Origin of the sequence: Paenibacillus sp. LPE1-1-1.1 (assembly GCF_040676435.1) — a bacterium.
In the GTDB taxonomy this organism is placed as follows: Bacteria; Bacillota; Bacilli; order Paenibacillales; family Paenibacillaceae; genus Pristimantibacillus.
This window is the reverse complement of the sequence record NZ_JBEGHY010000023.1, coordinates 158,238-183,416: the sequence shown is the minus strand read 5'-3', so window position 1 is coordinate 183,416 and position 25,179 is coordinate 158,238. Positions and strand designations below refer to the sequence as shown.

Below are 25,179 nucleotides of genomic sequence, written 5' to 3'. Positions count from 1 at the left end.
TCCACCCTCTGACTCGCTATGTTTGCAGGAGATCGTCATGCTTCTCCCGCTTGATATTCATTATATCGTGAGGAGTTTAACGGGTTTTAGGCGGAATCCGCTGTATCTATAGGGATATCCTGCACTGCTGACACACAAAAGCGAAAAGCCGGCTGCAGGATGCGGCCGGCTTTTCATGATGGATCTAGGTTTGGAACACGCTGGGAAGGCAAGGGCCGGCATTCGTTTCGGCGGAGACCAGATGAAGAAGGGCGAGCGGCGCCGGATCATTGATCAGCACTTTGCCCCCTGTTTCAAACCTTCCCTTGCGATAACGGGAAGCCAGCAATTGATTCGCCGCCTGGATAGCAATACCGATAAAGGCATCCCGGCCTGTTGCTTTGTGCAGCTCAAGCATACCGAATATGATGCGGTGATCGGCTGTCTTCGGGCAGGAGCGCGGCATCCTCTCTTCAGGCCTCCCCCCGTCCGGTTCGCCGATATCTTCGAAGCCGAGGCCGGACGCGATATTCATGGCCATTGTCCAAAGAAACGGATCTCTTGACAGTCGGTACCCCATAGCGTACATCCAAAAAAAATCTGCGGCAGCCGGAATTGCCTTGAAGACCGTTCCTTTCCGGCCGAAATATCCCTTCCTGTCCAGCGTCACGCCTTCCAGGCTCCATCCGTCTGTAAGCATCGGGACGAAGCTGTTGTCTGCGCTGCGGTAAGCCGTCCGTCCCCAAGCGGCCATTTCCTCGCAAGCCCACTGTCGGAATTGTCCTCCCCCTTCGCCCAGCGCTTCTCCGATTGCAAGCTGGCACCGCTGAACGGCGGGACGCGGTTTAAACAGTGTGCTCTCGTATACCGGGCGGCCTTCCGGAATCAATGGAGCCAGCTGATACTGCGCTCGATCGCCGCGGACCGCCGGGCCATCGCACCATGCTGAAGCCGATTGGCTGAATTGGTAACCGCTGATTCCGACGCCGCTCCGGCGCGTCAGTACATATCGTTCCGCCAGCCGCATAGCCCAATCGAGCGGAGCGGCTTCACCCGTCAATTTCGCCAGCATCGAAGCGCCGTAATACAGGTCACTGCCCGCGTTGACGAACGTAAGGCCGCTGCCCCAGAAAAAAACATCCCCTCCTTCGTAGCCGTTAGCCCACAGCGCTCCGCGCGGTGCATCGTACGAGCCGTGACGGTTGAAGTCCAGATTGGTCCAGTCCATGATATGTGCGTTCCATACCGCTTCGATATAGCGTTTCGTGCCGGTATGATCGGCGCTCCACATCAGGTCGTAATCCGGGTAATGGCATTTGAGCTCGTGCACATGGGCTTTATCGGAAGCGAACGCCAAGCGCTGCTCTTCCAAATCGTATGAGGTATGGCCGCCCCAGTAAATAAGACCGTTCCGGTCTGTCTGCTCCTTCAGCATATACCGGCAGACGTCTTCGGCCGCTTCCCTGTACCCGGATTGCCCGGTTAAAGCGGTCAAGGCGGCAAGCGTCCGAAGCCAGTTTTGCTGGCTGGCCGGACTGGACAGCATCGCCGTTTGGTCGACATGATCATAATCGTGGCGCACAGGCTCCCCGCCATCCGCATCCAGGGCATTGACGAACAACGGCGTCTTGCCGGTACGGTCAACCGCGCGTTTCAGTACATAATCCGTATGATTGACCGCCGCCTTCATCAGTTCTCCGGTACGCCCGCTTGCTATCGACATCCGCTGACTCCCCCTTCGCTCCGCGTTTGCTCGCGTAGTCGTTATACGTTTGCGGTTACAGTCATCGCCGGATCCCAGCCGTCGCTTCCCCGCAGCGCGGCAGCCTTTATGCCTCCGGCTTCCGGCTTTCCGAGCCGTTTGGCCCACGGAGCCCGCTCTGCCAGCCGCGCGCCGGGGCCTTTGCTGCCATACTCTGCAAACGTGGCGGTTCTCTCACGTTCCGGATCTCGCCAATTGTCCCATCCCGCAGGCCGGATATGGTTATCCATCCACGAATCGATGAACACAACCTTGGCATAAGGCTTCCACGGCCTTCCAAGAGAAACGGTATGCTCGGGCGCGGCGCCTGTCAATCTGCAGTTGAGAAACACGTAACCATAAAGCTGTTCCTCCGTCGTGGAAGCCGCCGTTACATAGCCGTTATGTCTTCGGATACTGTGCAGCTCGCACCCCTCGAACACGGCCGTCGCCGAACCGAATATGAAATCCACGGTGCCTTCGATGAAGCAGTTCTCGTAATACTGCCGTCCTTGCCCCGGCGTATACAACGTGTCCTGATTTCCGCGAATGCACACGTCGCGGAAGACGGCTCTGTCGCCGGAGACGGCAAGCGCGACCGCTTGCCCTTTATACAACCCCGCTTGATTGGAAAACGTAAGCCGTTCCGCGTAGAAATCATCGGCGTATACAAACGTGCTCGCGGAATTGTCGTTGCCCAGCTTTTGACCGTCCGGTCCGAGCATATTGGCATAATCGGAAGAAACGAGCACGGTGCCCTCCCGGCTTTCGCCGATGAAGCTGATTCCTTTCCGGCTTTCCGGAACGATGATTTTTTCTTCATAGATCCCCTTGCGGATTTCAATGACGGTCCGTTCATCCGAATGCTCCGGAGCCGCCATTACCGCCTCCTGCACGGTTCGGAAATCCCCTCCCCCGCGCAAATCCACGATAATCCTTGCCAATTGGTCCATCTCCTTCCTTTACAGTCTCAGGATTTAAGACTTCAAGAACAATTCAATGACCGGAACGGTCACATCCGGCTTCTTCACCGGAATTGACAGTGTGAGCGTCGATTCATCTCTGCCTTCGCGGAACGCCCCGTTAATCATGCTGCTTTCCACGACGCCTTCCTTGAACCTGATTTCCGAAGCGTCACCCAGCAGCTGGGCGTATTCCACCTTGCCGGCAAATCCCTTCAAGTGAATACTTTTGTACGGCCAGCTGTATACATGCAAGTACATCCGGTTCGTCGAAGGATTGTAGGTTAGACGGCAGTCCTGCGGACATTCGAAAGACCCGGGCGCCTCGGTGCAGCCGTAAATCGAACGGCTGTGGAGCCTCATCCATTTCCCGATGCCCTTCATCCGGTCGACCGCGCGCTCATCGATTTCCCCGCGTGCGTTCGGTCCGATGTTTAGCAGCAAATTGCCGCCTTTGCTGACTGCGTCAATCAGCATTTTGACCAGCGTATCCACGCTTTTCCACGATTCCTCATCGCGGTAATAGCCCCACGATCCGCTAAACGTATGGCAGGTTTCCCATACGACCCGCTGACCGTTCAGCTTTACCCATTCCCTCGGCATATATTGCTCGGGCGTCGTAATATCCCCGCCGGTTTGAAGACGGTCGTTGAGCAATATTTGCGGCTGCAGCGATCGGATCATGCGGACGAGCTCCTCGCTTCCCCAATCCTCCTTGCCTTTACCAGGCAGTTCACCCTCTTCGGGAAACGAAAAATCGTAAAAAAGCAGGTCGATGCTGCCGAACTTCGTCAGCAGTTCTTTCGTTTGCGCATGCAGGTACGCCCGGTACTGCGCGAAATCCCGCCGCTTGCTCTCTTCGATAAACTGCGAATCGAAACGCAGCGGATGCTTCGTATCGACGGTATAATGAGGATGATGCCAGTCGATCAGCGAGTGGTATAATCCGATCCGCATGTCCCTTTCGCGGAACGCATCGACCATCGGCGAGAGCAGATCCCGTCCGGCCGGCGTATTCGTCGCTTTATATTCGGTGTGGGCGCTGTCCCATAAACAGAAGCCCTCGTGATGCTTGGTCGTCGTGACCATATATTTCATGCCTGCTTCCGAGGCAAGCTCCGCCCACATATTCGGGTCGTACAAATCAGGTTCGAACCTTTTGAAATATTTGCTGTATTTCTCCGGGCCCAACCGTTCACGGGACTGCATCCATTCATGCCTTGCCCCCATGGAATAAAGCCCCCAGTGGATAAACAAACCAAAGCGGTCTTGCGTAAACCAGGCGCTGTCGCCCGTCGTCTGCAAAACTTCCAAATCGTTGCCCGTCACCGTCATCGTTGCGGTTTCTCCCAACTCCTTCATTGTTAACTCCTCCTTCCGGCGAACTGATCGTTTGGCTCCCCGGGTATATAGCCAAGCTCCCGGTAATAGCGAAGCACGCGGTCAAGCTCATCCGAGGCTTCCGCAGGCAGCGGGCCGATCGGCGACCGGCAAGGACCCGCTTCCAGTCCCATACGGTTCATGGCTTCCTTGAATACCGAAGGCAGCGTCGCCATCCGGTATACCTGCGACAGTGGCTGAAGCAGGGACTGCGCCGCCTCGGCCGCTTCGATATTACCGCTCTGCCAATGTGTGTAAATCGATACCATCAGCTCCGGAAGCACGTTGGCGGAGCCGCTGACGCCGCCTTTTCCGCCTGCCTGCAGCGTCTTCAGAAGCAGGGCGTCCGAGCCCGCTAACACGGCAAAATCCGGCCCTGCCGCTGCTATATACTGTTCAATTAATTCGAAGCTGCCGCTGCTGTCCTTGATCGCGACAATATTCGGTATTTTCGCCAGCTCCGCGACCGTCTCGGACTCAATTCTCAAACCTGTACGAGCGGGAAAATTGTACAGCACGATCGGAAGCGATACCGAGGCCGCAATGCTTCGGTAATGGCCGATCAGCTCTTTTTGGGTAAGAGGAAGAAAGTACGGCGTGATGATCGACAGCGCATCCGCGCCGAGCTCCTCCATTTTCTCGGACAACTGTACGACTTCTTTCGTACTGTTGCCGCCCGTGCCCGCATAAATCGGAACTTTACCCTTCGCCTCCTCAACGGCGATTTCCATGATCCGAATTTTTTCCTCCTGCGTGAGAGAGAAAAACTCCCCGTTTGTTCCGAGGCAAAAGAGACCGTGTACGCCGGCGGTCAAATAACGGCGGATGAAATGGCGAAGCACCCGCTCGTTAACTTCCTGTTTATCCGTAAAAGGGGTCATGAGTACAGGGATAACGCCTTGAAGCAGTGTCATGCAATACTCTCCTTTCGTTTCATTCCCTAAAGTTGTCAGTTATGCGGATTCATGACCGGAATCGTCGGCCCGCTTATCAATCGTCCCTCTTCAGTAAGCCACCGATCCATATCCGGAAGATCGAACAACCGCAGCATGCCGGGTACGATAAAGCTGAGCGAGTCCTCCGGGTCATAATCCGGATTCCGGATCCACTCCGCCATGCTGTGGTAAGGACGTTCCATCCGGACGCCCCTGATTTGAGGATCGAGCAATGCGGCCAATCCGGCGTATACGGCATACCGCCCGAAACCATGCAGCTCCATGTTCTCTCCGTCCAAGAAAGCCGTTCCTCTTGCGACTTCCGCCGCGCGAAGAACATCGTAGACGCGCACCGCGGCCATGCTGTCCCCAAGCCACATTAACTCATCCGTATGCTTGTCGAGCACCCCGAACATCTTATACGGATCGTCGCCCGGCACATCAAGATGCGGCAGCAGCGGCCCGACACCGGTCGGATTGAGAACCATCACCGTTCTGCCCGACTCGCATACCTCTCTTATCCATGAGGCATGCGGCTCGAGGCTGTTTGTACCCCGGTCCCAAATCGCGATCGTTACCGGCCGTTTGCGGTCACCCTGCTGACCGCCTGTGAATAGCAGAGCATGGTTAAGCATCCCTCGCTGACTCCACCAGACGATACGGCTAACCTGTATCCCGTCCGCCTCCCCTCCGCCCGCATACCGCGGATTCGGGTCGGCCGGTTGTCGGCCAGTCTGTACAGCGGCTCTCAGCCAGTCGATAGACCGGCTTCTGCGATGGCTTTCCGGCATGGTCAGTCTGGCTGCCTCGAACTGAGAAAGCCGCTGCGCATTTTCATCGTAGACGGTTTTCGCAAGCTCCAGCTCCCCGATAACCTGACCGCTGCGGGTACATAGCAGCTGCTGCGGCGGGAGCAGCTCAATCCGGTCATCCGGCGGAACTTCGGAGGAGCCCAGCAGATGGGTGGAGAAAAAGCGGGCGGCCGCTCGGATCAAAGGTATGGTAAAACGGTGAGCGTTCTCGTCCTCGGCCAACCCGATCCGTTCTCCGTGTCCGAACAATTTCCAGAACCTGCGGTTAACGGCAACCGTATGCCGGGGTCCCTCGATTGGAACGGAATCATACGTCGTGGCAAGCACGAGAACCGGCCTAGGAGCCATGGCGAGCACGATATCTTCATGGTCGAAGCCGAGCGCCGAGAAGCCGGGCCATTTCTGCTCGGCGTCCTGTGTTTTGCCGGTAAGCAGAAAATAGGGCCGATTCATAATGAAACCGCCCGGGGCGGCCGCCGCAATGCGACGGTCGTACATCATCACAAGCGAGGTCTGCATGCCTCCCCCAGAATGTCCGGTTACCCCGATCCGGTCCGGATCGACCTCCGGCCGGGTGCATAAATAATCGATCGCCCGTACGGCATCATGAAGCATATAGCGCGCCAGGCTGTCGCCAAGCGGAAGGCATTGGCGGCCAACATTCTCATGATCTCTCACGCTGGTCATGCCAGCCTGCTTCGATTCCGGGTCATATCGGTTGAACCGCTCCCCCTGCCCGGTCGGATCGACCGACATCACGACAAGCCCCGAATGGACGAGGTAATGACAGGCGGTTTGGTATTCATCGCAATGCTTCGCCTTCTCGCGGTGGCCGCAGAGCAGCAGCACCGCACCCCGGGGCTCCCCCATTCCGTCGGGAATATATACATTTGCAGTCACATAAACGGATGGTCTCGATTCGAAGATTACCTTATCGATTCGAAAGCCGTTTCCGCGGACGGTTCCGGTAATGCGTGGGTTAAGCGGCGTATCCCTCTCGGGCATGCCGCCGATGCATCGCTCGATTCCTTCGCGGATAGCCCATTGACGATTTTCCAAGTCAGCGATCCCCTGAATACATTCCCGTTCCCTCTCCCCATCGAAAGAGGCTTTCATCGCTCTTTCGTACGTCCATCGCGGCAGCATGCTCTTCACATCAAAACCGGAAATCGGCAGGTTTTCCCATTTACTAAACAAACCGATTCAACTCCTCGCAGCCATCCTTGACCGCAGCCGCAACTGCGGCGCCGTCCGGGTGCCGGGCGGGACGGTTAAGCAAAGCGTGCAAGAATTTGTCCAGCGTTGGATTATAGCCTGCCCGTCCGTCCAGAGGCAGTCCGACAAAGCGGAGAACGCCGTTTCCGAAACGTTTATCGGCGACAACGGGAAGCGTTCCTTTCTCTTTGGCAGAGCGCCTGTAATAATAGCTGAAAACTTGCGCCTCAAGCCCTTCACCTTCCAGATAACAGTCGGCTATCCCTTCTATACGGTCTTTGCCCGCATCATAGAAATAGGAGAAATCATCTTCCTGCAGCCCATCCAGCTCTGGCCTGCCGGATTGAACCGCTAGAACATATCTGCTTTTCATTTTGACCGTTCTGACCGGCGAGCCCGCGATGTCCCAAATATCGGGCTCACCGTCGTTACTCCGGAGCAGCACAACCGCAGCCCCTTCCTTCACCCGTTCCAATATGAGCGTTTTATGGGCCTCGAACAGCATGCTTGAGGAAACGACAAGCGGTCCGCCGCGGGCTGCCCAGCGTTCGGGGTCAAACGGTTCTGCGGACAAATGGAGACAGGTGCAAAGCCTCTCTGCCTCTTCTCCGAGACAAGTGACTGAAGCTGCCGCCTCGTCTTCTGGTGAAGCGACAGCAGCGAACGCTTCGAATGTGAACCGTTCCCTGTTCAATGTTTCCCCTTGTTCATTCAGAAGACATGCATCAATGTGCAGCTTACCTCTGCCTGCTGCCGGCTCCGGCACGTCGATCCTGATCGTGCCCGCGTACTGCGATGACGTATGCGGAACGCCGCTGGTCGGCAATTCATAATGACCGTAATCGCGGATATCGTCTCTCAGGGTCGCTATTATGCGGCATCCTTCCAGCATTTGCGCCGAATCGTTCAGCAGCCAGGCATCCACCTCCAGCTGTTCGCCTGCGTATACCTTCCATCTGTCGCTCCGCAAATGAACGCGCACAGGTTCCAGACAGGCTTGATAAACGAAATAGGCGGGTTTGGGTATCCGGTCCACGCCGACGAGCGCCTTCATCCATCCGGCCGGCCAGGCGTCGATCAGCAAATGGATTGCGGTGGAAACGATATAATCCGCTCTTCTTCTCCATGCATCGGTCATCCATTTTGTCGCCATGCTTTGATGCTGTTGGCTGACGCGGATCCACTCTGTGATCGTTTGCTGCTCCGTGAACCAATCGCCGTGCAGGGTGTAGGTTTGCGCTTTGACAATTTCGGCTGGCGACCACGGCTCATGCAGGCCTGCCGGAAGCCATTCCGGCGGGTAACGCTTCATCATGACATCGAGATTATCCAGCCCTTCGGTCCCGTATTCGCCGCATCCCGCCTTCCACTCCTCTTTAATCGGAGGCAGGAAGCCTTTGTGCATTTTTCCGACGGTCATGATATTGTCTGTGTACCACATGTTATAGCAGTGAAAATCAGGAAGCCCCTCGCGCGTCGGCGGATTGTAATCCCCGTCTGTGTTCTTCACGACGCGGTCCGGATTTTCGATATAAATCGCCTGTCTGGCTGCGACGAAGAACGCTTCCAACTCGTCCCGGTGCAGGAAGCGATGCCCTTTCCTTCTTTTCTCCGTTCGCGAGGGCTCGTTAATGAGCGAAACCATAATGGAGGACGGATGGCTGCGGATCAGCCTCTCCATCTCTGCTGTCTGCCTGACCGCTTCGCAAAACTGGTTGCGGCGGATAAATCCGAACGTCGGCAAATCGCACTGATGCATCATCCCGAGCATGTCGAAATAGTCGTAAATTTCTTCTTGAACCGGCCGCTGTGTAATGCGGTAAAAGTTCATATTTGCCATTTTGGCGATTAGAATATCGTCAATTAATTGCTCGGTATTATTTTGCATGACGCACTGCTGCAAATGACCCATCTCGTTGGCGCCCCGCAAGATGACCGGACGGTTGTTCAAATACAGCGTTCCTTTCGGCACCGTTTGCTCATCCTGATGAAACTTCCGCATGCCGAAATGGCGATCCCGGACGTCCGGACACTGGCCGACTGATTCGAGCCGGACACTGGCCACGTACAGGAAGGGTGATTCCGTCTCCCACAGCTTGTAGGACGGAAGCTCGATCCGGTAGCGGAAATAATTTAATCCCGGTCCTGCGTACGCCGTAGAGAAACGGAAGGGGCCATATGCGTCACCAGCGAAATTTTTCGGCATGATGTCGATCTGAAGCTCCGCGTGCTCGATCAGCGTATCCGTCGTATTCACCGCATCAATCCATATCTCCACACTCTCCCCGTCGATATCGGGCCTGACGAATAGATCGTGAATGTAGAGCGGCGGCCGCTCTTCCAAATAGACGGCGCCGTAAATACCCGCGCCGGGAGGGCAGTGGTGCCAGCCGCTTTCCGAATCGTCCCAGCCCGGACCGGTTGCCGCATAAATTTTGTCTCCATCGAGCAGGGAGCCTCCCACACCCATCATCGGATAGTCGTTCTGCACCTCGACGATAAGTGTATTTTCCGCCTGCAGCAGCTCCGTCACATCGAAATCGAAGGGCGAGAAGAAGCCTTCATGTCCGCCCAGGCATTTGCCGTTCAAGTAAACGGAGGCTTTATAATCGACGGCTTTAAATTGGATAAAGATCCGGTTCCCGGAATCATTCCGGCAATATTCGAATTCGGTCCGGTAATAACCGGTCCATCTGCCCTCTTCATCGGTCGGTCCCCGGAAATCCGGAATCGATACCTTTTCCCACTCACCGCTTCCTTCCAGCACGTGCTGAAACCGGTTGTCTTCCTCCGTCCGGTAACGGAACATGAAATCGGTCAAATGTTGTTTGCTGCGAATATTGCCGGAATCCGGCGCCAGGTTTCGCAGAAAAGGGGCGTAACGACTGCGAAGCTCCTGCAGCTGCTCGTGAAATCGGGACAAGCTTTCTTCATAGGTTGCTTCCTTTGGCTTATCCGCCATTTCCTTCCCCGCTGTAAAATAAACGGTCTCATACGCTATCGGCGGAATTTCGTGAATGGAATGATCGTAAGCCGGATGTTCGCGGAAAGCGATTTCGGCGAACGGGTCGTGTTGGTTATGCCGGTCCAACTTCTCGTCCTCCTTTTTCTGTTGTTTCTTATTTTCAGCTGCCCAAAAGGGTTTGAACGGCGCTGCCGATACGTTCCGGCTCAAGGAAATAGGTATTTCCCGCTACAGCTTCGAATTCCGTAACTGGTCCGTCCGTTCGGCTTACGACCGCCAGTCCGTCCGCAGCAATATGAACCGGTTTGTGGGGACGCGCACAAACGATCCGGCATATCCCGCTTCTTGACGCATGAATGCGGCAGCCGGTCAGCTCGCCTTCCGCCCATTCGAGATCAACGGTATATCCCCCGCGCGCCCGAAGACCTTGAACGCTGCCTTGCTTCCAGGCATTTGGCAGCGCCGGGAGTACATTCAAAATTCCGCGGTGCGACTGCAGCAGCATTTCTGCAATGCCTGCCGTCCCGCCGAAATTCCCGTCAATTTGAAACGGGGGATGATTATCGAATAAATTCGGAAGCGTCGAATCAGAAAGAAGCAGCTTCATGCTCTCGTATGCCTTTTCCGGTTCTTCAAGCCGCGCCCAGAAATTGATGACCCATGCTAGGCTCCAGCCGGTATGCGCGGCGCCGTTTTCGATTCGGCGCTCCAGTGAGCGGCGAGCCGCCTCAGCCAACTCCGGCGTTTCCCGGATATGGATCATTTCGCCCGGATATAAACCGAACAAATGGGAGATGTGACGGTGACCAGCCTTCGCTTCGTCCCAATCCTCCAACCATTCCTGCAGATGTCCCCGTTTCCCGATCTGCGGCTTCGGCAGCCGGCCGCGAGCATCCTCCCATTGACGGCACAGCGCCTCATCCGTCGGGACCTGCTTCGCCGCCTCCAAACATGCGCTCAGCAGCGTGTAGATGATTTGAGTATCCATGGAAGAACCCATACAGAGGGACCCGATCGCGCCGTTGGAACGGATAAACCGGTTTTCGGGCGACGTCGTTGGGCCGGTCAGCAATCGGCCGTGCTCATCCTCTGACATATAGTCCAGAAAAAAAGCCGCTGCCTCGCGCATGACCGGAAAAGCCCGTTCTCGTAAAAAAGCATCATCCATCCCGAAGCGGTAATGCTCCCACAAATGCAGCGATAACCACGCCCCTCCCATCGGCCAGACCGATCCCGGGATGAAGTTCCCCTCGATTTGGGTCGAGCCCCACATATCCGTATTGTGATGGGCAACGAAGCCTCTGCAGCCATACACCTTCGAGGCCGTTATTCTTCCGTTAATCCGCATTCGGTCAATCAAATCAAATAAGGGCTCGTGGCATTCAGCCAGGTTACACACCTCGGCTGGCCAATAATTCATCTCCGTATTCACGTTTAACGTATATTTAGACTCCCAGGAGGGCGTATAGCTTTCATTCCAAATCCCCTGCAAATTCGCGGGATTGCAGCCGGGCCTTGAGCTTGACATCAAGAGATAACGGCCGAACTGGAAATACAGGGCCGCGAGCGAAGGATCCGCTTTTCCTTCTTTGAACCGCTCCAGCCTTACGTTCGTCGGAACGGACTGCGCACGGGCGGCTTCCTGTTCCGTGCCGAGCTGAACCCGGACGCGGCGGAACTTGGACGTATGCTCGCAAACATGATCCTCCCTAACCTTCCGGAACCCTTTGCGGGCCGCCTCCTCCGTCTGCCGGATGCAATCCGCCTGCGGATTCTCATGGCGGAACGTCGTCGCTGCGGAAAGGTACAGGGTAACTTCATCCGCGTGACGAACAAGCAGGAAATCGCCGATCGTTTGGACCGAGCCTCTTTCGGACACCGCTTTGAGCGCCGTACAAAACGTTACGCCTTCCTTCCCGCACTCCCCCTTCATCAGCAAGGTATCGCCGGAAAGCGCCTCGGTTCCGGTATCAAAAGGCCGTCTGCTTAATTGAAGCCTAAGGTTCAGTTCCCCGGGCACTTCGCTCGTGATCCGAATGGCAATGACTTGATCAACCGAGCTGCTGAGCATTTCCCTCTCGTATCGAATGCCGTTCAGACGGTATTTGACGCGGGCAATTCCGTGCTCGATATCGAGATCACGGTAATAATCCGCGATCATGCCTTTCTCCCCGTTATGGTAAATATTCAAATCTCCAAGCGGCTGATAAGGATTGAGAGATTTCGGGATTGACATCATCGTCATCTGCGTCAGCTCTTCCGCTTCCTGCTGCCGGCCTTCCATTAGCAGCCGGCGTATTTCCGGCAAATACCGCTTCGCCTCAGGGTTGTCGCCGTTCTTCACGCCGCCGTACCACACCGAGTCCTCGTTCAGCTGCACCCGTTCTGCGTACACCTTCCCGAATATCATTGCCCCAAGGCGGCCGTTTCCGATTGGAAGCGCTTCCTCCCAAACCTTGGCCGGTTTGTCGTACCAGATCATATTTGTCGAATTATTAGCGGCTTCTCTTGTTTTGTCCAAGGCCGTTTCACTCTCCCGTTCCTGCGTTTTCAGCCGTAACCCTTTGAATTCTTAAAGCATAGTAGAGTTTAGCAGGCAAATCGATGCGGAACGATCCTTCGAACCGTTCGCCGAATGGCGTAACCGTCATGTTCCATGTATCGATCAGCTCCGCCTTGTATTTCCCTTCCGGCAGGGTAAACTCGCGGTAAGCGAAACGGTGCGGACCGAAATATTGAAAATAATGTTCACCGGGAATTTCCAGCGTCGAAGCATCATGGCGGGCAGTACAGTATTTAATCCCCTCTGGTGATTCCTCCAGCAGCCGTTTCATAAATGCGATCCGCGGGACGCTCTCCCCATGCAGCGTTCCGCCATGAGACCACCATAAAACAGAGTCCGGACGCGCATAGGTCTCCCCATGCGTCACATAACCCCCGCGAAACGTCCCTTCCCAAATCCGGCATACCATTTCCTCCGGCGTCAGGCTGCCCCACCGTTCATGGATGTTTCCCTCATAGCCGCATTCGTCGACAACGACCGGCTTAACGTAATTCCTTGTGAATGAGGAAACCGCTTTCACATCGCTGGTTTGAATGCTGATATGGGTTACCCACGGCTTTCCGTAATCATAACAGTCCCTGTAATTATGAATGGATCGTAAATGTCTTCCATAATCGTAATCCTGGACGATCCGGAAGTAACGGTCCCAATCCTCTTCCGTCTTCTCCGCCATCAGATCGTACTCGCTCGCTAATGACCACCATATGTTACGGAATGCGGACAGCCTGGCCATGACGTAACGCAGGTACCGTTCATCCTGTTCGGCTGACATCCGGTCAAAGCCCCATCGCCCTTCATCGTATGGATGGAACAAAATCAGATCCGCCTCGATCCCAAGTTCCGACAGATCCCTTATCCTTCGCTCCAAATGGGCGAAATAGGACGGATTCATACGCGACAGGTCGAAGCCCTCCTGAGGCGACCTTTCGAACGGATAGCAAGCGGGTTCGGTATCATTAAATAAATACGATTTTGGAAACACGCACATTCGAACCTTATTGAAAGGGGACGCCTTCAGCGAACGAAGCGTTTTCTCCTGCAGCTCACCGCTTTGCAAATGCCAGACGTAACACGTTGTGCCGACTGGAGCGTAGCGGGTACCGTCCGCATAGCTGAATTTCACCTCGTTCTTGACCCGAACCGGACCGTAGTTTCCTTTCGCTGCCGGAATAGCCTTGAATTCCCCGGTAATTTTGTCCAACGACCTGCAGTTGCTTGAAGTCGAAAAGGTCCATGTCCCTTCCGTCTCCGGCATGAAACGGACCCTATACGTTCCGCCGCCGTCATAGAAGCCTTCGGCTTCATAAACTTGCGCACCTTGTCTGAACTGGGCGCCGAACCTTATATCGACAAATGGATTGCCTTCTGCCGGACCTTTCAGGCTCAGCTCGTATAACCCCCAGCGTTCCACTTCTTTCATCGTCTTCATTCGCTCTCGCCTCCCCCTGCCCGCTGTGCCGCTTTGCGTATGCGCAGCGCTGTATATGGCTTGCCCGGAAGCTCTATCCTGCTTGGACCGCTGAAGGTTCCTTCAAGCGGAGTGACCGTCATATTCCAGGCATCGATGATCTCGATAGAATACACCGTCCCCATAGGGAGAGCCAGCTCGTAATAGGCGTGCTGATGACGGCCGAGATAGTTCAGATAATAGTCGCCGTCCTGGGCGGCTTGCAGCCAATCGGCGGGACCTTCCTCCATGATCCGGCGCAAGAAAGCCATTCTCTCAGCGCTTTCGCCTTGCAGCGTTCCCCCGGAAGAAATCCAGGCCCGTTTATCCTGATAAGTAAACGCCTCGCCGTGGGTGACGTAACCGCCCCTTGCCATCGTTTCCCAGAAGCGGTGCGTCATTTCCTCGCCGGAAATGTTGCCCCATCTTCGGGAGCTGTTGCCTTCATAAGAGATTTCATCGATTACGATTGGCTTGCGGTTCGCCATTCTCCACTCCGTCGTCATCTCGGGATCCCAATGCTGAATGCTTTGATGGGTAATCCATGGCTTTGAGAAATCATAAAGCGGTGACGATTCATACATTTTGGTTCCGTTGTGGATCGAACGAAGATGCTGGTAAGGATCGCGGCGCTGAACGAATTGAATCAGCCGGTCCCAATCCTCCACCGTCTTGAATTTATTGAAATCATACTCGTTGGATAAGGACCACCAAACGTTGCGGAACGATGCCAAGCGGGCGATGACGTAACGTAAGTAATACTGATCGGTCTCCCGGTCCATGCTGTCGAAGCCCCATTCGCCTTTATCGTAGGGGTGGAACAGAATCAGGTCCGCTTCGATGCCTAGCCTGAGCAAATCCGCGATGCGCTTCTCCAAATGGGCGAAGAACGCCGGATTAAATCGTGTCCGGTCTGTATCCTCCGGACTCGTTCCGGCAAAGACCAGCTGAGGCGGCCTCATGCCGCGGGTAGGAAGAAGGCACATCCGAACCTTATTAAAAGGAGAGGATCCCAGCGTTTGCAGGGTCAGTTCTTCATTCCGCTCATCGCCGTGATGGGTCCAATGGTAACAGGTGGTGCCAAAAGGCATATACGCCGTGCCGTCTTCATAGGCGAAATGATAGCCGTCCTTCACCCTTACCGGTCCGTGATTGCCAAGTGACGGCTGCGTACAGATAAACTCGCCGTGACGTCCGTCCAGCTCGGGACTGCTGCAGGACGTCATATAGCGCCAGACGCCGATTTCGTCAGGCATGAACCGGATGCGGAAAACGCCGTTTCCGTCATAGAAGCCTTCCTGCTCGACAATTCGGTTTTTATACTGAAAGCGGGCGGTTAGATGAACCTCTTGATACGGATTTCCTTCGGACGGCCCGTTTAGGCTGAGCTCAAAAACCCCCCATTTTTCCACATTTGTCATATTTTTCAGAAATTCAACCAAATCAATGAGCACTCCTTTCCGGTTGTAAACGCGCGTTTATGTCGATAAGAAGCAGATCTTGCGCGCTATTGTCAATTCTGTTGTGTGATCCGATGGTTTCATTATACTGCTTCCGAATTCGCCGATTATAGGTGATGGGCACTTATTCTATAGGTGATTCGTGCTTTCGCTGGACCTGCTGCCAGCGTCATTTCCGATAGAGAAATGGGGCGCCGGAGGCGCCCCATTGTGCGGGATTACGTAAATACGATACGGATGGATGACCAACATAGGTGATATCAATCAACCAGTGCTTTTGGATTATTGGTATTGGGTACCGTCGCCGCCGGCTTCGATAGCCGCTTTCGTTTCCGCAAGCTGCTTGTTGATCATTTCGTTGACGACCCGAAGCGCCGTTGCGCTGTCTTTGGACTGCTCGAAAATATTCGGCTGGAATACCTGCTGCACCGGCGGGTTGATGAACGTAAGACCCGGCTTGCGCGGCGCCGGCATTGCGCTTTTCAAAGCGAAGATGCCCTCTGTATGCTTGTCTGACAGCTGCGGGACGTTCTGAGCGAATGCCTGCTGCACCTTCGAATCGTTCAGCGGACTGATTATCCCCTCTTTCGCCCTGGCCTCCTGAACTTCATCCGAAAGCAGGTATTGGATAACCTGGAAAGCAAGATCTTTATGCTTTGATTGTTTCGTTATGAACAATCCGTTCACATTGGCCTGATATTTGTTATTCGACGCTTCCGGAAATACAGGAACCGAGGAAATATCGAAATTCAAGTCCGGATAATCCTGCGACCATTTCAGGACATTTTCGATGACATCCACGGACATCCCCATCTGCCCTTTCGGAAAATCGCTGGTCGTCGTGAACTGATTGCCGGGAATTTCATAGAAACGACGGATATTGTTTACGATTTTCAGCCAGGAATCGGTATCCAGATCCCCTTTGTCTTCATTCGGATTCAGCACGGACTCGGAAAGCTGATTGTAATACATATAATGGCTCGGGTGCTGCTGGTAACCTTTATAGGTGATATCCCCATCCTGACGGGTCAGCTTTTTGGTCAGTTCGTAAGCTTCGTCGTATGTCATTCCGTCCTTCGGATAATCCAAACCGTATTTATCGAAAATATCCTTATTATAGACCAGGACAAAATCGCTCTGCTCGAATGGAAGCGCGTATATTTTGCCGCCCGAAGCCGTTTTGATCCGCTCAAGACTGCCTTGATCCAGCACGCTTGTATCGAAATTGAATTTTTTGATCAAATCCGACATATCGTACTCCAGCTCGAACTTCTCGATCATCCGGTGGGCATTGCGGTACGTCTCCTCGAATACGATATCCGGAATCGTTCCTTTGGCAATCAAATCCTCATAACGTGTACCGTCATTCCAATGCACGTGCTTTAGCGTAATCTCCGGAAACTTCTTCTTGATGTACTGCCCGATCAGCCTGTCGAAATTCGCTTCGTCCTCATACGTCTTGTTCTGGGCAGTATAAAAAAACAATACATTATCATCCGAAGCGGAGTCGGCATTCCCGGTTCCGCTCTCGTTTGCCGCTTGGTTTCCCCCCTTATTCACGCTTTCGCTGCTATTATTGTCCGTACAGCCGGTAAGCAGCAAGAATGCCAGGATCGTTAACAATGCGCAAGCCGCGATATTCTTCATTTTTATTAATCCTCCATTATTAGGTGTAAAGGCCTCTCCGATTTGGAGAGGCCTTCCTACAAAACTCGTCATTGATATGCGGTACCGTCGCCGCCGGCATCTATAGCCGCTTTTGTTTCTGCAAGCTGCTTGTTGATCATCTCGTTGACAACCCGCAGCGCCGTCGCGCTGTCTTTGGACTGCTCAAAAATATTCGGCTGGAACACCTGCTGAACCGGCGGATTAATGAATGTCAGGCCTGGTTTGCGCGGTGCCGGCATTGCGCTTTTCAGAGCGAATAAAGCTTGAATGTTCTTGTCCTTCATTTGCGGAACGTTCTGAGCGAAGGCCTGCTGGACCGCAGGGACATTCAATGGTCCGATAATGGCTTCTTTTTGCCGTTCCGCCTGCACTTCGTCGGAAAGCAAATATTGAATGACCTGGAACGCCAGCTCTTTATTCTTGGATTGCTGTGTAATGAACAGGCCGTTCAGATTAGGCTGATATTTCGAACCCGATGCTTCCGGGAATACGGGTACGGACGCAAGGCCGAAATTCAAATCCGGAAATTCGGTTGCCCATTTGAGCACATTTTCCACGACATCCACGGACATCCCCATTTGGCCTTTCGGGAAATCGCTCGTCGTGGTGAACTGATTGCCGGGAATTTCATAAAAACGCCGGATATTGTTTACGATTTTCAGCCAATTATCCGAATCCATGGCGCCTTTGTCTTCGTTAGGATCGAGCGAAGGCTCGGATACCTGGTTGTACATCATGTAGTGACTCGGATGCTGCTGATAGCCTTTATAAGTAATATCTCCGTCCTGACGCGTCAGCTTCTTGGCCAATTCGTAAACCTCGTCGTACGTCATGCCGTCCGTCGGATAATCAAGACCGTACTTATCGAAAATATCTTTGTTATAAGCAAGCACGAAATCGCTCATTTCGAACGGAAGCGAATAAATTTTGCCGTCCGAAGCCGTCTTCACGACTTCCATGCTTGCCGGATCTAATCTGCTCGTATCGAGATTAAATTGCTTGATCAGATCGCTCATATCGTATTCCATTTTGAACTTCTTGACCATTCTGGAGGTGTTCCGGCGAACCTGCTCGAATACGATATCCGGGATGGTCCCCTTGGCGATCAAATCCTCATAACGCGTACCGTCATTCCAGTGCACGTGCTTGAGCGTGATATCCGGAAACTTTTTCTTGATGTACTGCCCAATTAACCGCTCGAAATTCGCTTCGTCTTCGTAAACGGGGTTTTGCGCGGTGTAGAAAAACAGCGTATTGTCATCCGAATCGGAACCTTCCGTATTCGAACCCGAGGGTTCATTGTTCGTTGTATTCGTGCTATCAGCGTTGCTGGTTTGTGCAGGAGCATTCGTGTCGTTGCTTGTGCAGCCTGCCAGGCCTGTAATGGAAAAAATTGCTATAAGGGCTGAAATGAGTAATTTTTTCATACGTAATGGAAGACCTCCTGTTTTAATAGTCTTACAATGCATCCTTCGGCATCACCGCAATCGCTTGCCAAAACAATAGAAGCGCTTTCAATGCATCAAACGTAAGTTTTTCGTTTTACCGTTTCGACGTATCCCCTCTCATCGGAATCTATCTTATGGGCAATGCGTAGCTGCTTAACTTAAAATTATCATAGCGGCCGGGCACATATATGGGTCTTTTAATCCACCTTTATAGGCTGATACCTGCATACATTTTTGCTTACTTCTCGCCGATCGCCCATTGGACGGTAGAATCAAAGAGCTTCCAGCCGTCGTCAGTCGTATAAATAAGATCCTCAGGTGCCAAATACATAAACACGCGCCGGGCAGGCATTACATTGCCGATCCCGTTCTTGACGCCCTTATCGTAAACGGCTATAAGTGCTTTTTTATCGTCATCCGCTGCGGTTGCAATGACGGCGGCATCTCCGGTAGGAACGATAAATTCTAAGCCTCCGTTCGATTTGTATACCTCGACACTGCCGCTAAGACCTGATGAGATAGGATGCTCGCTGTCTTTTATGCTCAAGGCCGTCCCGAGAACTCTGCCGTAATCGGCGTTCTCATTGGTCCCCGTCATATCATTGTAGCTTGTCACTTTAGAAGAAGCATAAATGACGGGCACGGCCGTATTGTACAGCTTTGTGCCGATATTGCCCGCACTGCTGATGGTGGAGTTAATATAAACCAGCGAATAGTTTTTTGCTTTTGTATCCGTTATTTCCCGGTCCGTCATTTCGGTCACTTCAAATCCGAGTTTTTTCAAGTGGTCTTTTGTCAGCGTATCGCCAATTGTGTCATTGCCGACATAAATAACCGTTTTCTCTTCCGGCGTTTCTTTCGCGGTTGTAGAAGAAGAACACGACGATAATGCGGCAGTCGCCGCCACCAAAGCCGCGATCAGAATAATAAAACGATGTTTCATGGTTACGATTCCCCCAGTTATAGAATAGGTAACTGTTTGGTTGGTGAAAGCTGCCCCCGTCCGCCATTAAGGCACGGGAGGCGACAAGACGATTTTCCCTTCTTCCAGCGTGACACGAATCTTATTCTTGCTGCTCATCCCGATCGCTTCCAAATAGGATCCGGGGATTTGCAGCCGCCCTGCCCTGTCCAGTACGGCGTATTCGATATGCGAGTCTTCCACAGTACCGGCGCTTCCAAGTTCATCCAGTTCTTGCGCATAAGACTTTCGCCTGACCATTTCCGATGACGTTTTGCCGTCACGAATCGCGACTACCCGGTCCACTTTTTGGGCAAGCTGCGGGTCGTGGGTGACGATAACGACCGTCAGACCGAGCGTTTGGGATAAATGCCGAAACAAATCAAGAATCTGGTTGGCCATGCTCGAATCGACCGATCCCGTCGGCTCATCCGCAAGCAGCAGCTTCGGATGGTTTGCCAGAGCGATGGCGATGGCGACACGCTGCTGTTCGCCGCCGGAAAGCTGGCTGAGCCGGTTCTGGCTCCGATGGCTTAACCCGACCGCCTCAAGCAGCTCCTGCGCACGTTCGCGCTTTCTCCGCCCCTTAAGTAAAATGGGCAGCTCCACGTTTTCCTGCGCCGTCAAATACGGAATGAGATTCCGGGCATTATTCTGCCAGACGAAGCCGACGCTCTCCCGCTTATACTGAACCAGCTCCTTATCCGTTATTTGCAGCAGATCCTTGCCGTCTACGGTGACTGAACCGGCCGTTGGGCGGTCAAGTCCTCCGAGTACGTTCATCAGCGTCGATTTCCCGCTGCCGCTGTTTCCGATGATCGCCATTAATTCGCCGGCTTCCACCTGCAAGTCAAGTCCCTGCAGGGCAACCACTTCCAGGTCGGCTTGTTTATATATTTTCACAAGATTTTCACACCGGATCATCCTAATCCTCCCCCAGCTTGACAGCCTGATGGATACGGATCCGGGACACGGTAAAGCCGAGGATACCGATTCCAAGCACCATCATCGCCGTCACGATCATGTACAGCCCAACCTGATCGCTGGATTGAAACGTCACTTCGAACGGCAAAATTTGCTTCTTCGGATCGAAAGACATTTCGAACAGCCTCACGAACAGACGGCTCGTCAAATTTCCTGTTACAACCCCAAGTAATATCGCCGCCCCGGAAATGAGCAGCTGTTCGGCGACCAGCATCCCGATCAGTTGGAAAAAGGATATCCCCATCGCCCGGAGTATGCCGAACTGGAGCGTCCTCGCGAGCAGGGAAAGCACCCAGTATAACAAAAAACCGACAAACGTAATGATAATCGAAATCAGGAAATCAAGCGTCATTACACCATTAATCGCAAGCTGGAACGGGTCGTTGACCGCCCTGATCCTCTCCTGATTCGCATCCGCAATCGAAGTAATGTCATAGCTTTTGTCCGTTATCGCTTGATAGACATGCCTACTTGACGACCCTTCTTTCAGCTTCAGCCATACCTCGTACGGCTCAAGGGCAACGCTGCTCTGGATGTAGGAGAGATTGCCGATCACCAGATTCGGCATGGCCGCTGCGGCAGAGCTGCCGCCATCGTCCGCTGCCGACTGCGAAGCCCCGCCAGCGCCCGGATTCCAGGTCGGCCAATATTCGACGATCCCATAGACGATAAATTCCGCAGTATCTGCACCGTACCAGCCGATTTGGATCAAATCCCCCGTATTCAAGCCATGCTGCGAGGCCATCGATCTGGAAATAAGCACGGCCGTTGGCTCGGAGGCAAGCAGGTTCAAATAGGAATTGAACGAATAATCGAGAAGTCCGTCTCTCATCCAAGCTGTCATGCCAAACTCATAAGTATCGATTCCCATCAATTCGACTTTACCCTGCTCCTGCAGCTTCGAAGCGCCTGCGTCGTTCCCCTTTGCCGAAGCATAGTAGGAAGCTTCATTCTTGATGAACACCTTGGCCGCATGCTCCACGTCCGGCATCTGCGTAAACGGCAGGAATGAAGGCTCAGTGTACTGTGTCTTCTGCGGGGCCCCATTATTCGATGATGCGGTCCCTCCTGCCGTATCCAAGTCTTCGCTGCCCGCCCCGCCGGACAATAATACAGGCGGCGCGTCGTTCTCCCAACGAATTTTCATCGTGATGTCCGCGCCGATCCGGTAATCGATTTTGTCTGCGACATTTTTGTTAATTGTGCGGTTTGCGCTCGCGCTGAAAATACCGGTGGCGATCGTAATGATCATAAATACCATAATGAATTTGAATGAAGCAGTCGTTCGTCCGACCTGAATTAACGTATAATAAAGCGACGGCGGCCACCAGCGTCTTCCGAGCAGATAAATCAATCGGATGAGCCAAGGGTATAGTCGAAGCAGGCATAGGCCCAGCCCCAGAACAAAAAAAGCCGGAATAAGAAACAGAAGCGGATCGATCGACATACCGCCCGTATTCGCGCCGATTGAAAGCAGCTTGCTCATCCGCGTTTCATAGCTTTGCAAGCCGTACAGCGATACGCCGATTAGTATGAAATCGATATAATACTTGTGCCAGAACGACTGCTTTTGAATGCGTGCCAGCTGCTGCTTATGCGCTACTATCGAGAAACGTGTCGCAAACAGCACCGGAAGCAGCGTCATTACAAGCGACAAGGCAACGGCGATGAGCGCATATTCGAATGCATCCTTGTTGACCTCTGCATGCAATTTCGCTCTTTGGACGAATTCCAGAAAGCCGCTGGAGGCGCCCAGTACCTTGGTGATCATGAGACCTGCATACGGTCCTGCGAAGAAGGCAATGAGGCCAAGAACCAAGCCTTCGATGGTATAGCTGAGTACGATTTGCAATCGGCTCGCACCTCTGCTGCGCAGCACGGCGATCTCCGTCTTCTGTCGGTCCGTAATCAAGTTGGCCACCATATACAGGTAAAACCCGAGCATCAGCATGACCGGCACATTCAGCGACAAAAGCAATATCTTAAGCTTCGCTTCCTTCTCCTTGTATAGGCTGAGCGTCCGGAGAGCCGGCGCATTTTTCGAATACGTGTCGTACTGCCCTTTCATATGGGCGGTAATACGCCCGTTCTCTGCAAGGAAATCCTTAGCCGAGCTCAACGTCATTTTCGTGTAGTCGAGGGCAAAGTACCAATAGCTTGCTTTGACGGTCAGCGCATTGCCTGTCGTGAACGACTTATCGAACAAATCCAGGTCGATGAGGAAGCTGCTTTTGTAGCTTACTGTGGAATTGTACCAGAACAGATCCGAATAATCGCTTGGTTCGATCACTCCTACAGGCTTAACACGGATTTCCGAATTGACGTTGTCGTCTTTAATCGTAAAGACATTGCCAAGCACCAGGTTCAGCTCCGTCAGCGCCTCTGGAACGACAAGCGCCTCGTATACTCCGCCTTCCGGCTCTTTCTTCGGAAGCCGTCCATCCTTCAGCTTTACATGCTCTTCCAATTCGCTGATCGCGGCAAAATTCGCCCAGCGTATCTTATTGACATCCATCCGCACGGTGTCGGACGGCAGAAAGCTGTAGACAGCCGTAGATCTCTCCCGAACGAACTGCTGCACCGGAAGACCGAAACGGCCGGACGCTTTCTGGCTTAAATAGGCATCCGTGGAGAAAAATCCGCCGTCTTGAGAGTTCTTGCCTTCAACAGCGGGATTATCGGCAGACAGCCAATACGTGCCCGGATACTGTCCGCTGTCCGACTGCAAATTCTGCAGCTCCTGACTTAGCATTCGCTGCAAGATGGCGTTCGTATAGATCGGAATGCTGCTTGATAAAGCGACGGTTAAGACGAGGCCGAACAGCAGGCTGAGCTGCAGCCATTTGTTTTTTATCATTTTGCGCAAAATCATAATTATCAGCGCCAATGCATAAGCCCCCTAATTAGCCAAAATCACCTTTTGCCCTGCGGACAAACCCTTTCTGATCTCCACTTCGGTGTCGGTCACGATTCCTTTCTCCACATCGATCTCTTTACGGCTTTCCCCATCCAGCACCTGCACGTAATCGCGGTCCAAATAGGTGCGCAGCCCCGATCTCGGAATGATCAACACCTGATCCCGTTTCTCCGTCACGATCGTGATATCCGCTTGGTCGCCGATGTTTACATCAGTCGGAAGTCCCTGCACGTCAATTACGATCGATTTAGCGTTGCGGGCTTCGATTGCTTCGTTATCGCTGGTCGGAGCCGTTGAAGGAGTTTGGACCACTTTTCCTTGATAGGTTTTGTCCTTATGCTTGACGCTGACATTCATATTGATCTGAATGCCGGCAAGATTGTTGTGGTCCGAAGCCTCATAAAGGAGCTTCCTCTCATCAGGGTCTGAAATCGTCACCAATTTCTTGTAGGCCGAAACCTGCTCGCCAAGCTCCATCGGTTCGATATAAGTGACGATGCCGTCTACGGTAGATATCAGCCTTGTTTGGATGAGCTGCTTTTTAAGAAGATTCAATTGAATTTGGGCGCTCTCCAAATCGAGCAGCTTCATCTTGACTGACGGATCGCCCTGTCCCTTCTCAAATTTTGCCTGCTCAAGATCGATCTTGATTTTCTCGATGGCGATTTCCTGCAGCTGCACCTTCGCTTCAAGCTCATCCGTCTCGGTTGATACCAGTACGTCCCCTGCCTTCACCTTAGCGCCCAATTGAACGTTGATCTGAGACAACCTTCCGCCTGATTCCTTAAAAAACAAATAATCCATTTTGTCCGAAACGAATGTAGCTACGCCGGTAACCTGTTTCACGATGTCGCCCTTTTTTGCATCCACTGTCTCAATATTCTGTTCGGCCGGCCGGGCGAGCGGCGGCTTCAATTGCTCCTCTTCGGCCGGAAGCAGCGAGCAGCCCGATAGGCACAGCATGACGGCGGATAGGCCAATAACGATCCGGATCCATTTACCTTTCCTCGGCAATGCGACCATCCTCCAGTGCATAAACATGATCCACAATTTCCATAATCGCTGCGTCATGTGTCGTCAAAATAATGGTCAATCCCTCGTACTTGACCAGCTCTGTAAATACCTTCATCACCTGAAGCCCCATTTTGCTGTCCAGCTCCGCCGTCGGTTCATCCGATAGGATGAGCGACGGCTTATGGGCAATCGCCCTGGCAATGGCGACACGCTGCTGCTCGCCTCCCGACATTTCAAAGGGACGATGCTTCATCCGGTGTTTAAGGCCGACAAGCTCGAGGGCTCTCTCCGCATATTCGCGGTGAAAAGCGCTGGAAATTCCTGCGATGCGAAGGCCGAACTCGACATTCTCGTATGCCGACATCATCGGCACAAGGGCAAAAGACTGGAAAATCAGACAGATATCGGTTCGGCGGAGCTTGTTGCGTCTGTATTCCGTCAGCCCGCCGATTTCCGTATTTTTAAAATGCACCTTGCCTTCGGTAGGCCGGTCGAGTGCTCCCAATATATTGATGAGCGTCGTTTTCCCTGAGCCGGATCTCCCTCGGATCGCCACAAGGCTTTGCGGCTGAATGGTCAGGCTCGCGCCTTTCAATACCTGCACGCTGCCAGCGCCATGTCCGAACACTTTTGTAATTCCTTCAGCCTTTACAAGCGGATTTCCGATTAGCGATCGCTCATCGGCATTCATTCACTCTCCCCCTCACCTAGCGTCTTTAATCCTTCCA

At 53.4% G+C, this 25,179-nt stretch carries 16 protein-coding genes; all 16 read right to left on the bottom strand.

From position 1 onward, the window contains the following. Nucleotides 1-184: 184 nt before the first annotated feature. The 16 genes from MRBLPE1_RS17535 to MRBLPE1_RS17460 all read right to left on the bottom strand — a co-directional run bounded on the left by MRBLPE1_RS17535 (nt 185) and on the right by MRBLPE1_RS17460 (nt 25,142). Complete coding sequence (locus tag MRBLPE1_RS17535) at nt 185-1,702, bottom strand: hypothetical protein (protein ID WP_364147703.1); 1,518 nt, start codon at nt 1,700-1,702, stop codon at nt 185-187. 41 nt (nt 1,703-1,743) lie between these two features. Continuing rightward, complete coding sequence (locus MRBLPE1_RS17530) at nt 1,744-2,673, bottom strand: pectinesterase family protein (protein WP_414698896.1); 930 nt, start codon at nt 2,671-2,673, stop codon at nt 1,744-1,746. A 24-nt stretch (nt 2,674-2,697) separates the two neighbouring features. Further along, on the bottom strand, nt 2,698-4,044 hold the full coding sequence (locus MRBLPE1_RS17525; protein WP_364147698.1) for an alpha-L-fucosidase: 1,347 nt from the start codon (nt 4,042-4,044) through the stop codon (nt 2,698-2,700). A gap of 2 nt (nt 4,045-4,046) precedes the next feature. Beyond that, the gene (gene dapA / locus MRBLPE1_RS17520; RefSeq protein ID WP_364147696.1) at nt 4,047-4,976 is read right to left on the bottom strand and encodes a 4-hydroxy-tetrahydrodipicolinate synthase; all 930 of its coding nucleotides are present in this window, start codon (nt 4,974-4,976) and stop codon (nt 4,047-4,049) included. Between the two features lie 35 nt (nt 4,977-5,011). Further along, a complete protein-coding gene (locus MRBLPE1_RS17515) occupies nt 5,012-7,006 on the bottom strand; it encodes an alpha/beta hydrolase family protein (RefSeq protein ID WP_364147694.1) in 1,995 nt (664 codons plus the stop codon). Further along, the gene (locus MRBLPE1_RS17510) at nt 6,999-10,115 is read right to left on the bottom strand and encodes a glycoside hydrolase family 2 protein (protein ID WP_364147692.1); all 3,117 of its coding nucleotides are present in this window, start codon (nt 10,113-10,115) and stop codon (nt 6,999-7,001) included. Before MRBLPE1_RS17510 ends, MRBLPE1_RS17515 begins: the two co-directional genes overlap by 8 nt. Nucleotides 10,116-10,149: 34 nt before the next feature. Then, nucleotides 10,150-12,510, bottom strand: coding sequence for a glycoside hydrolase family 95 protein (locus MRBLPE1_RS17505; protein ID WP_364147690.1), 2,361 nt, complete (start codon nt 12,508-12,510; stop codon nt 10,150-10,152). A gap of 7 nt (nt 12,511-12,517) precedes the next feature. Next, complete coding sequence (locus tag MRBLPE1_RS17500) at nt 12,518-13,981, bottom strand: DUF5060 domain-containing protein (RefSeq protein WP_364147688.1); 1,464 nt, start codon at nt 13,979-13,981, stop codon at nt 12,518-12,520. Then, entirely contained in the window at nt 13,978-15,420 is a 1,443-nt protein-coding gene (locus MRBLPE1_RS17495) for a DUF5060 domain-containing protein (RefSeq protein ID WP_364149716.1), read from the bottom strand. The genes MRBLPE1_RS17500 and MRBLPE1_RS17495 overlap by 4 nt, the downstream gene beginning before the upstream one ends. Nucleotides 15,421-15,741: 321 nt before the next feature. Then, on the bottom strand, nt 15,742-17,106 hold the full coding sequence (locus MRBLPE1_RS17490; RefSeq protein ID WP_364147685.1) for an ABC transporter substrate-binding protein: 1,365 nt from the start codon (nt 17,104-17,106) through the stop codon (nt 15,742-15,744). 68 nt (nt 17,107-17,174) lie between these two features. Continuing rightward, entirely contained in the window at nt 17,175-18,554 is a 1,380-nt protein-coding gene (locus MRBLPE1_RS17485; RefSeq protein WP_364147683.1) for an ABC transporter substrate-binding protein, read from the bottom strand. 259 nt (nt 18,555-18,813) lie between these two features. After that, entirely contained in the window at nt 18,814-19,518 is a 705-nt protein-coding gene (locus tag MRBLPE1_RS17480) for a hypothetical protein (protein WP_364147681.1), read from the bottom strand. Nucleotides 19,519-19,584: 66 nt separating this feature from the next. Then, nucleotides 19,585-20,460 (bottom strand): ABC transporter ATP-binding protein, encoded by an 876-nt coding sequence (locus MRBLPE1_RS17475; protein ID WP_364147678.1) that lies wholly within the window; start codon nt 20,458-20,460, stop codon nt 19,585-19,587. Between the two features lies 1 nt (nt 20,461). After that, complete coding sequence (locus MRBLPE1_RS17470) at nt 20,462-23,407, bottom strand: ABC transporter permease (RefSeq protein ID WP_364147675.1); 2,946 nt, start codon at nt 23,405-23,407, stop codon at nt 20,462-20,464. A gap of 12 nt (nt 23,408-23,419) precedes the next feature. Continuing rightward, nucleotides 23,420-24,451: an efflux RND transporter periplasmic adaptor subunit gene (locus MRBLPE1_RS17465; RefSeq protein ID WP_364147672.1), complete on the bottom strand. Its 1,032-nt coding sequence runs from the start codon at nt 24,449-24,451 to the stop codon at nt 23,420-23,422. Then, nucleotides 24,435-25,142: an ABC transporter ATP-binding protein gene (locus tag MRBLPE1_RS17460; protein WP_364147670.1), complete on the bottom strand. Its 708-nt coding sequence runs from the start codon at nt 25,140-25,142 to the stop codon at nt 24,435-24,437. The genes MRBLPE1_RS17465 and MRBLPE1_RS17460 overlap by 17 nt, the downstream gene beginning before the upstream one ends. Nucleotides 25,143-25,179: the final 37 nt, after the last annotated feature.

What these genes read in the sequence shown, in the direction of transcription:
- MRBLPE1_RS17535 (WP_364147703.1), bottom strand. Translation starts at nt 1,702, where the DNA reads ATGTCGATAGCAAGCGGGCGTACCGGAGAACTGATGAAGGCGGCGGTC.
- MRBLPE1_RS17530 (WP_414698896.1), bottom strand. Translation starts at nt 2,673, where the DNA reads ATGGACCAATTGGCAAGGATTATCGTGGATTTGCGCGGGGGAGGGGAT.
- MRBLPE1_RS17525 (WP_364147698.1), bottom strand. Translation starts at nt 4,044, where the DNA reads ATGAAGGAGTTGGGAGAAACCGCAACGATGACGGTGACGGGCAACGAT.
- dapA (WP_364147696.1), bottom strand. Translation starts at nt 4,976, where the DNA reads ATGACACTGCTTCAAGGCGTTATCCCTGTACTCATGACCCCTTTTACG.
- MRBLPE1_RS17500 (WP_364147688.1), bottom strand. Translation starts at nt 13,981, where the DNA reads ATGAAGACGATGAAAGAAGTGGAACGCTGGGGGTTATACGAGCTGAGC.
- MRBLPE1_RS17495 (WP_364149716.1), bottom strand. Translation starts at nt 15,420, where the DNA reads ATGACAAATGTGGAAAAATGGGGGGTTTTTGAGCTCAGCCTAAACGGG.
- MRBLPE1_RS17490 (WP_364147685.1), bottom strand. Translation starts at nt 17,106, where the DNA reads ATGAAGAATATCGCGGCTTGCGCATTGTTAACGATCCTGGCATTCTTG.
- MRBLPE1_RS17485 (WP_364147683.1), bottom strand. Translation starts at nt 18,554, where the DNA reads ATGAAAAAATTACTCATTTCAGCCCTTATAGCAATTTTTTCCATTACA.
- MRBLPE1_RS17480 (WP_364147681.1), bottom strand. Translation starts at nt 19,518, where the DNA reads ATGAAACATCGTTTTATTATTCTGATCGCGGCTTTGGTGGCGGCGACT.
- MRBLPE1_RS17475 (WP_364147678.1), bottom strand. Translation starts at nt 20,460, where the DNA reads ATGATCCGGTGTGAAAATCTTGTGAAAATATATAAACAAGCCGACCTG.
- MRBLPE1_RS17460 (WP_364147670.1), bottom strand. Translation starts at nt 25,142, where the DNA reads ATGAATGCCGATGAGCGATCGCTAATCGGAAATCCGCTTGTAAAGGCT.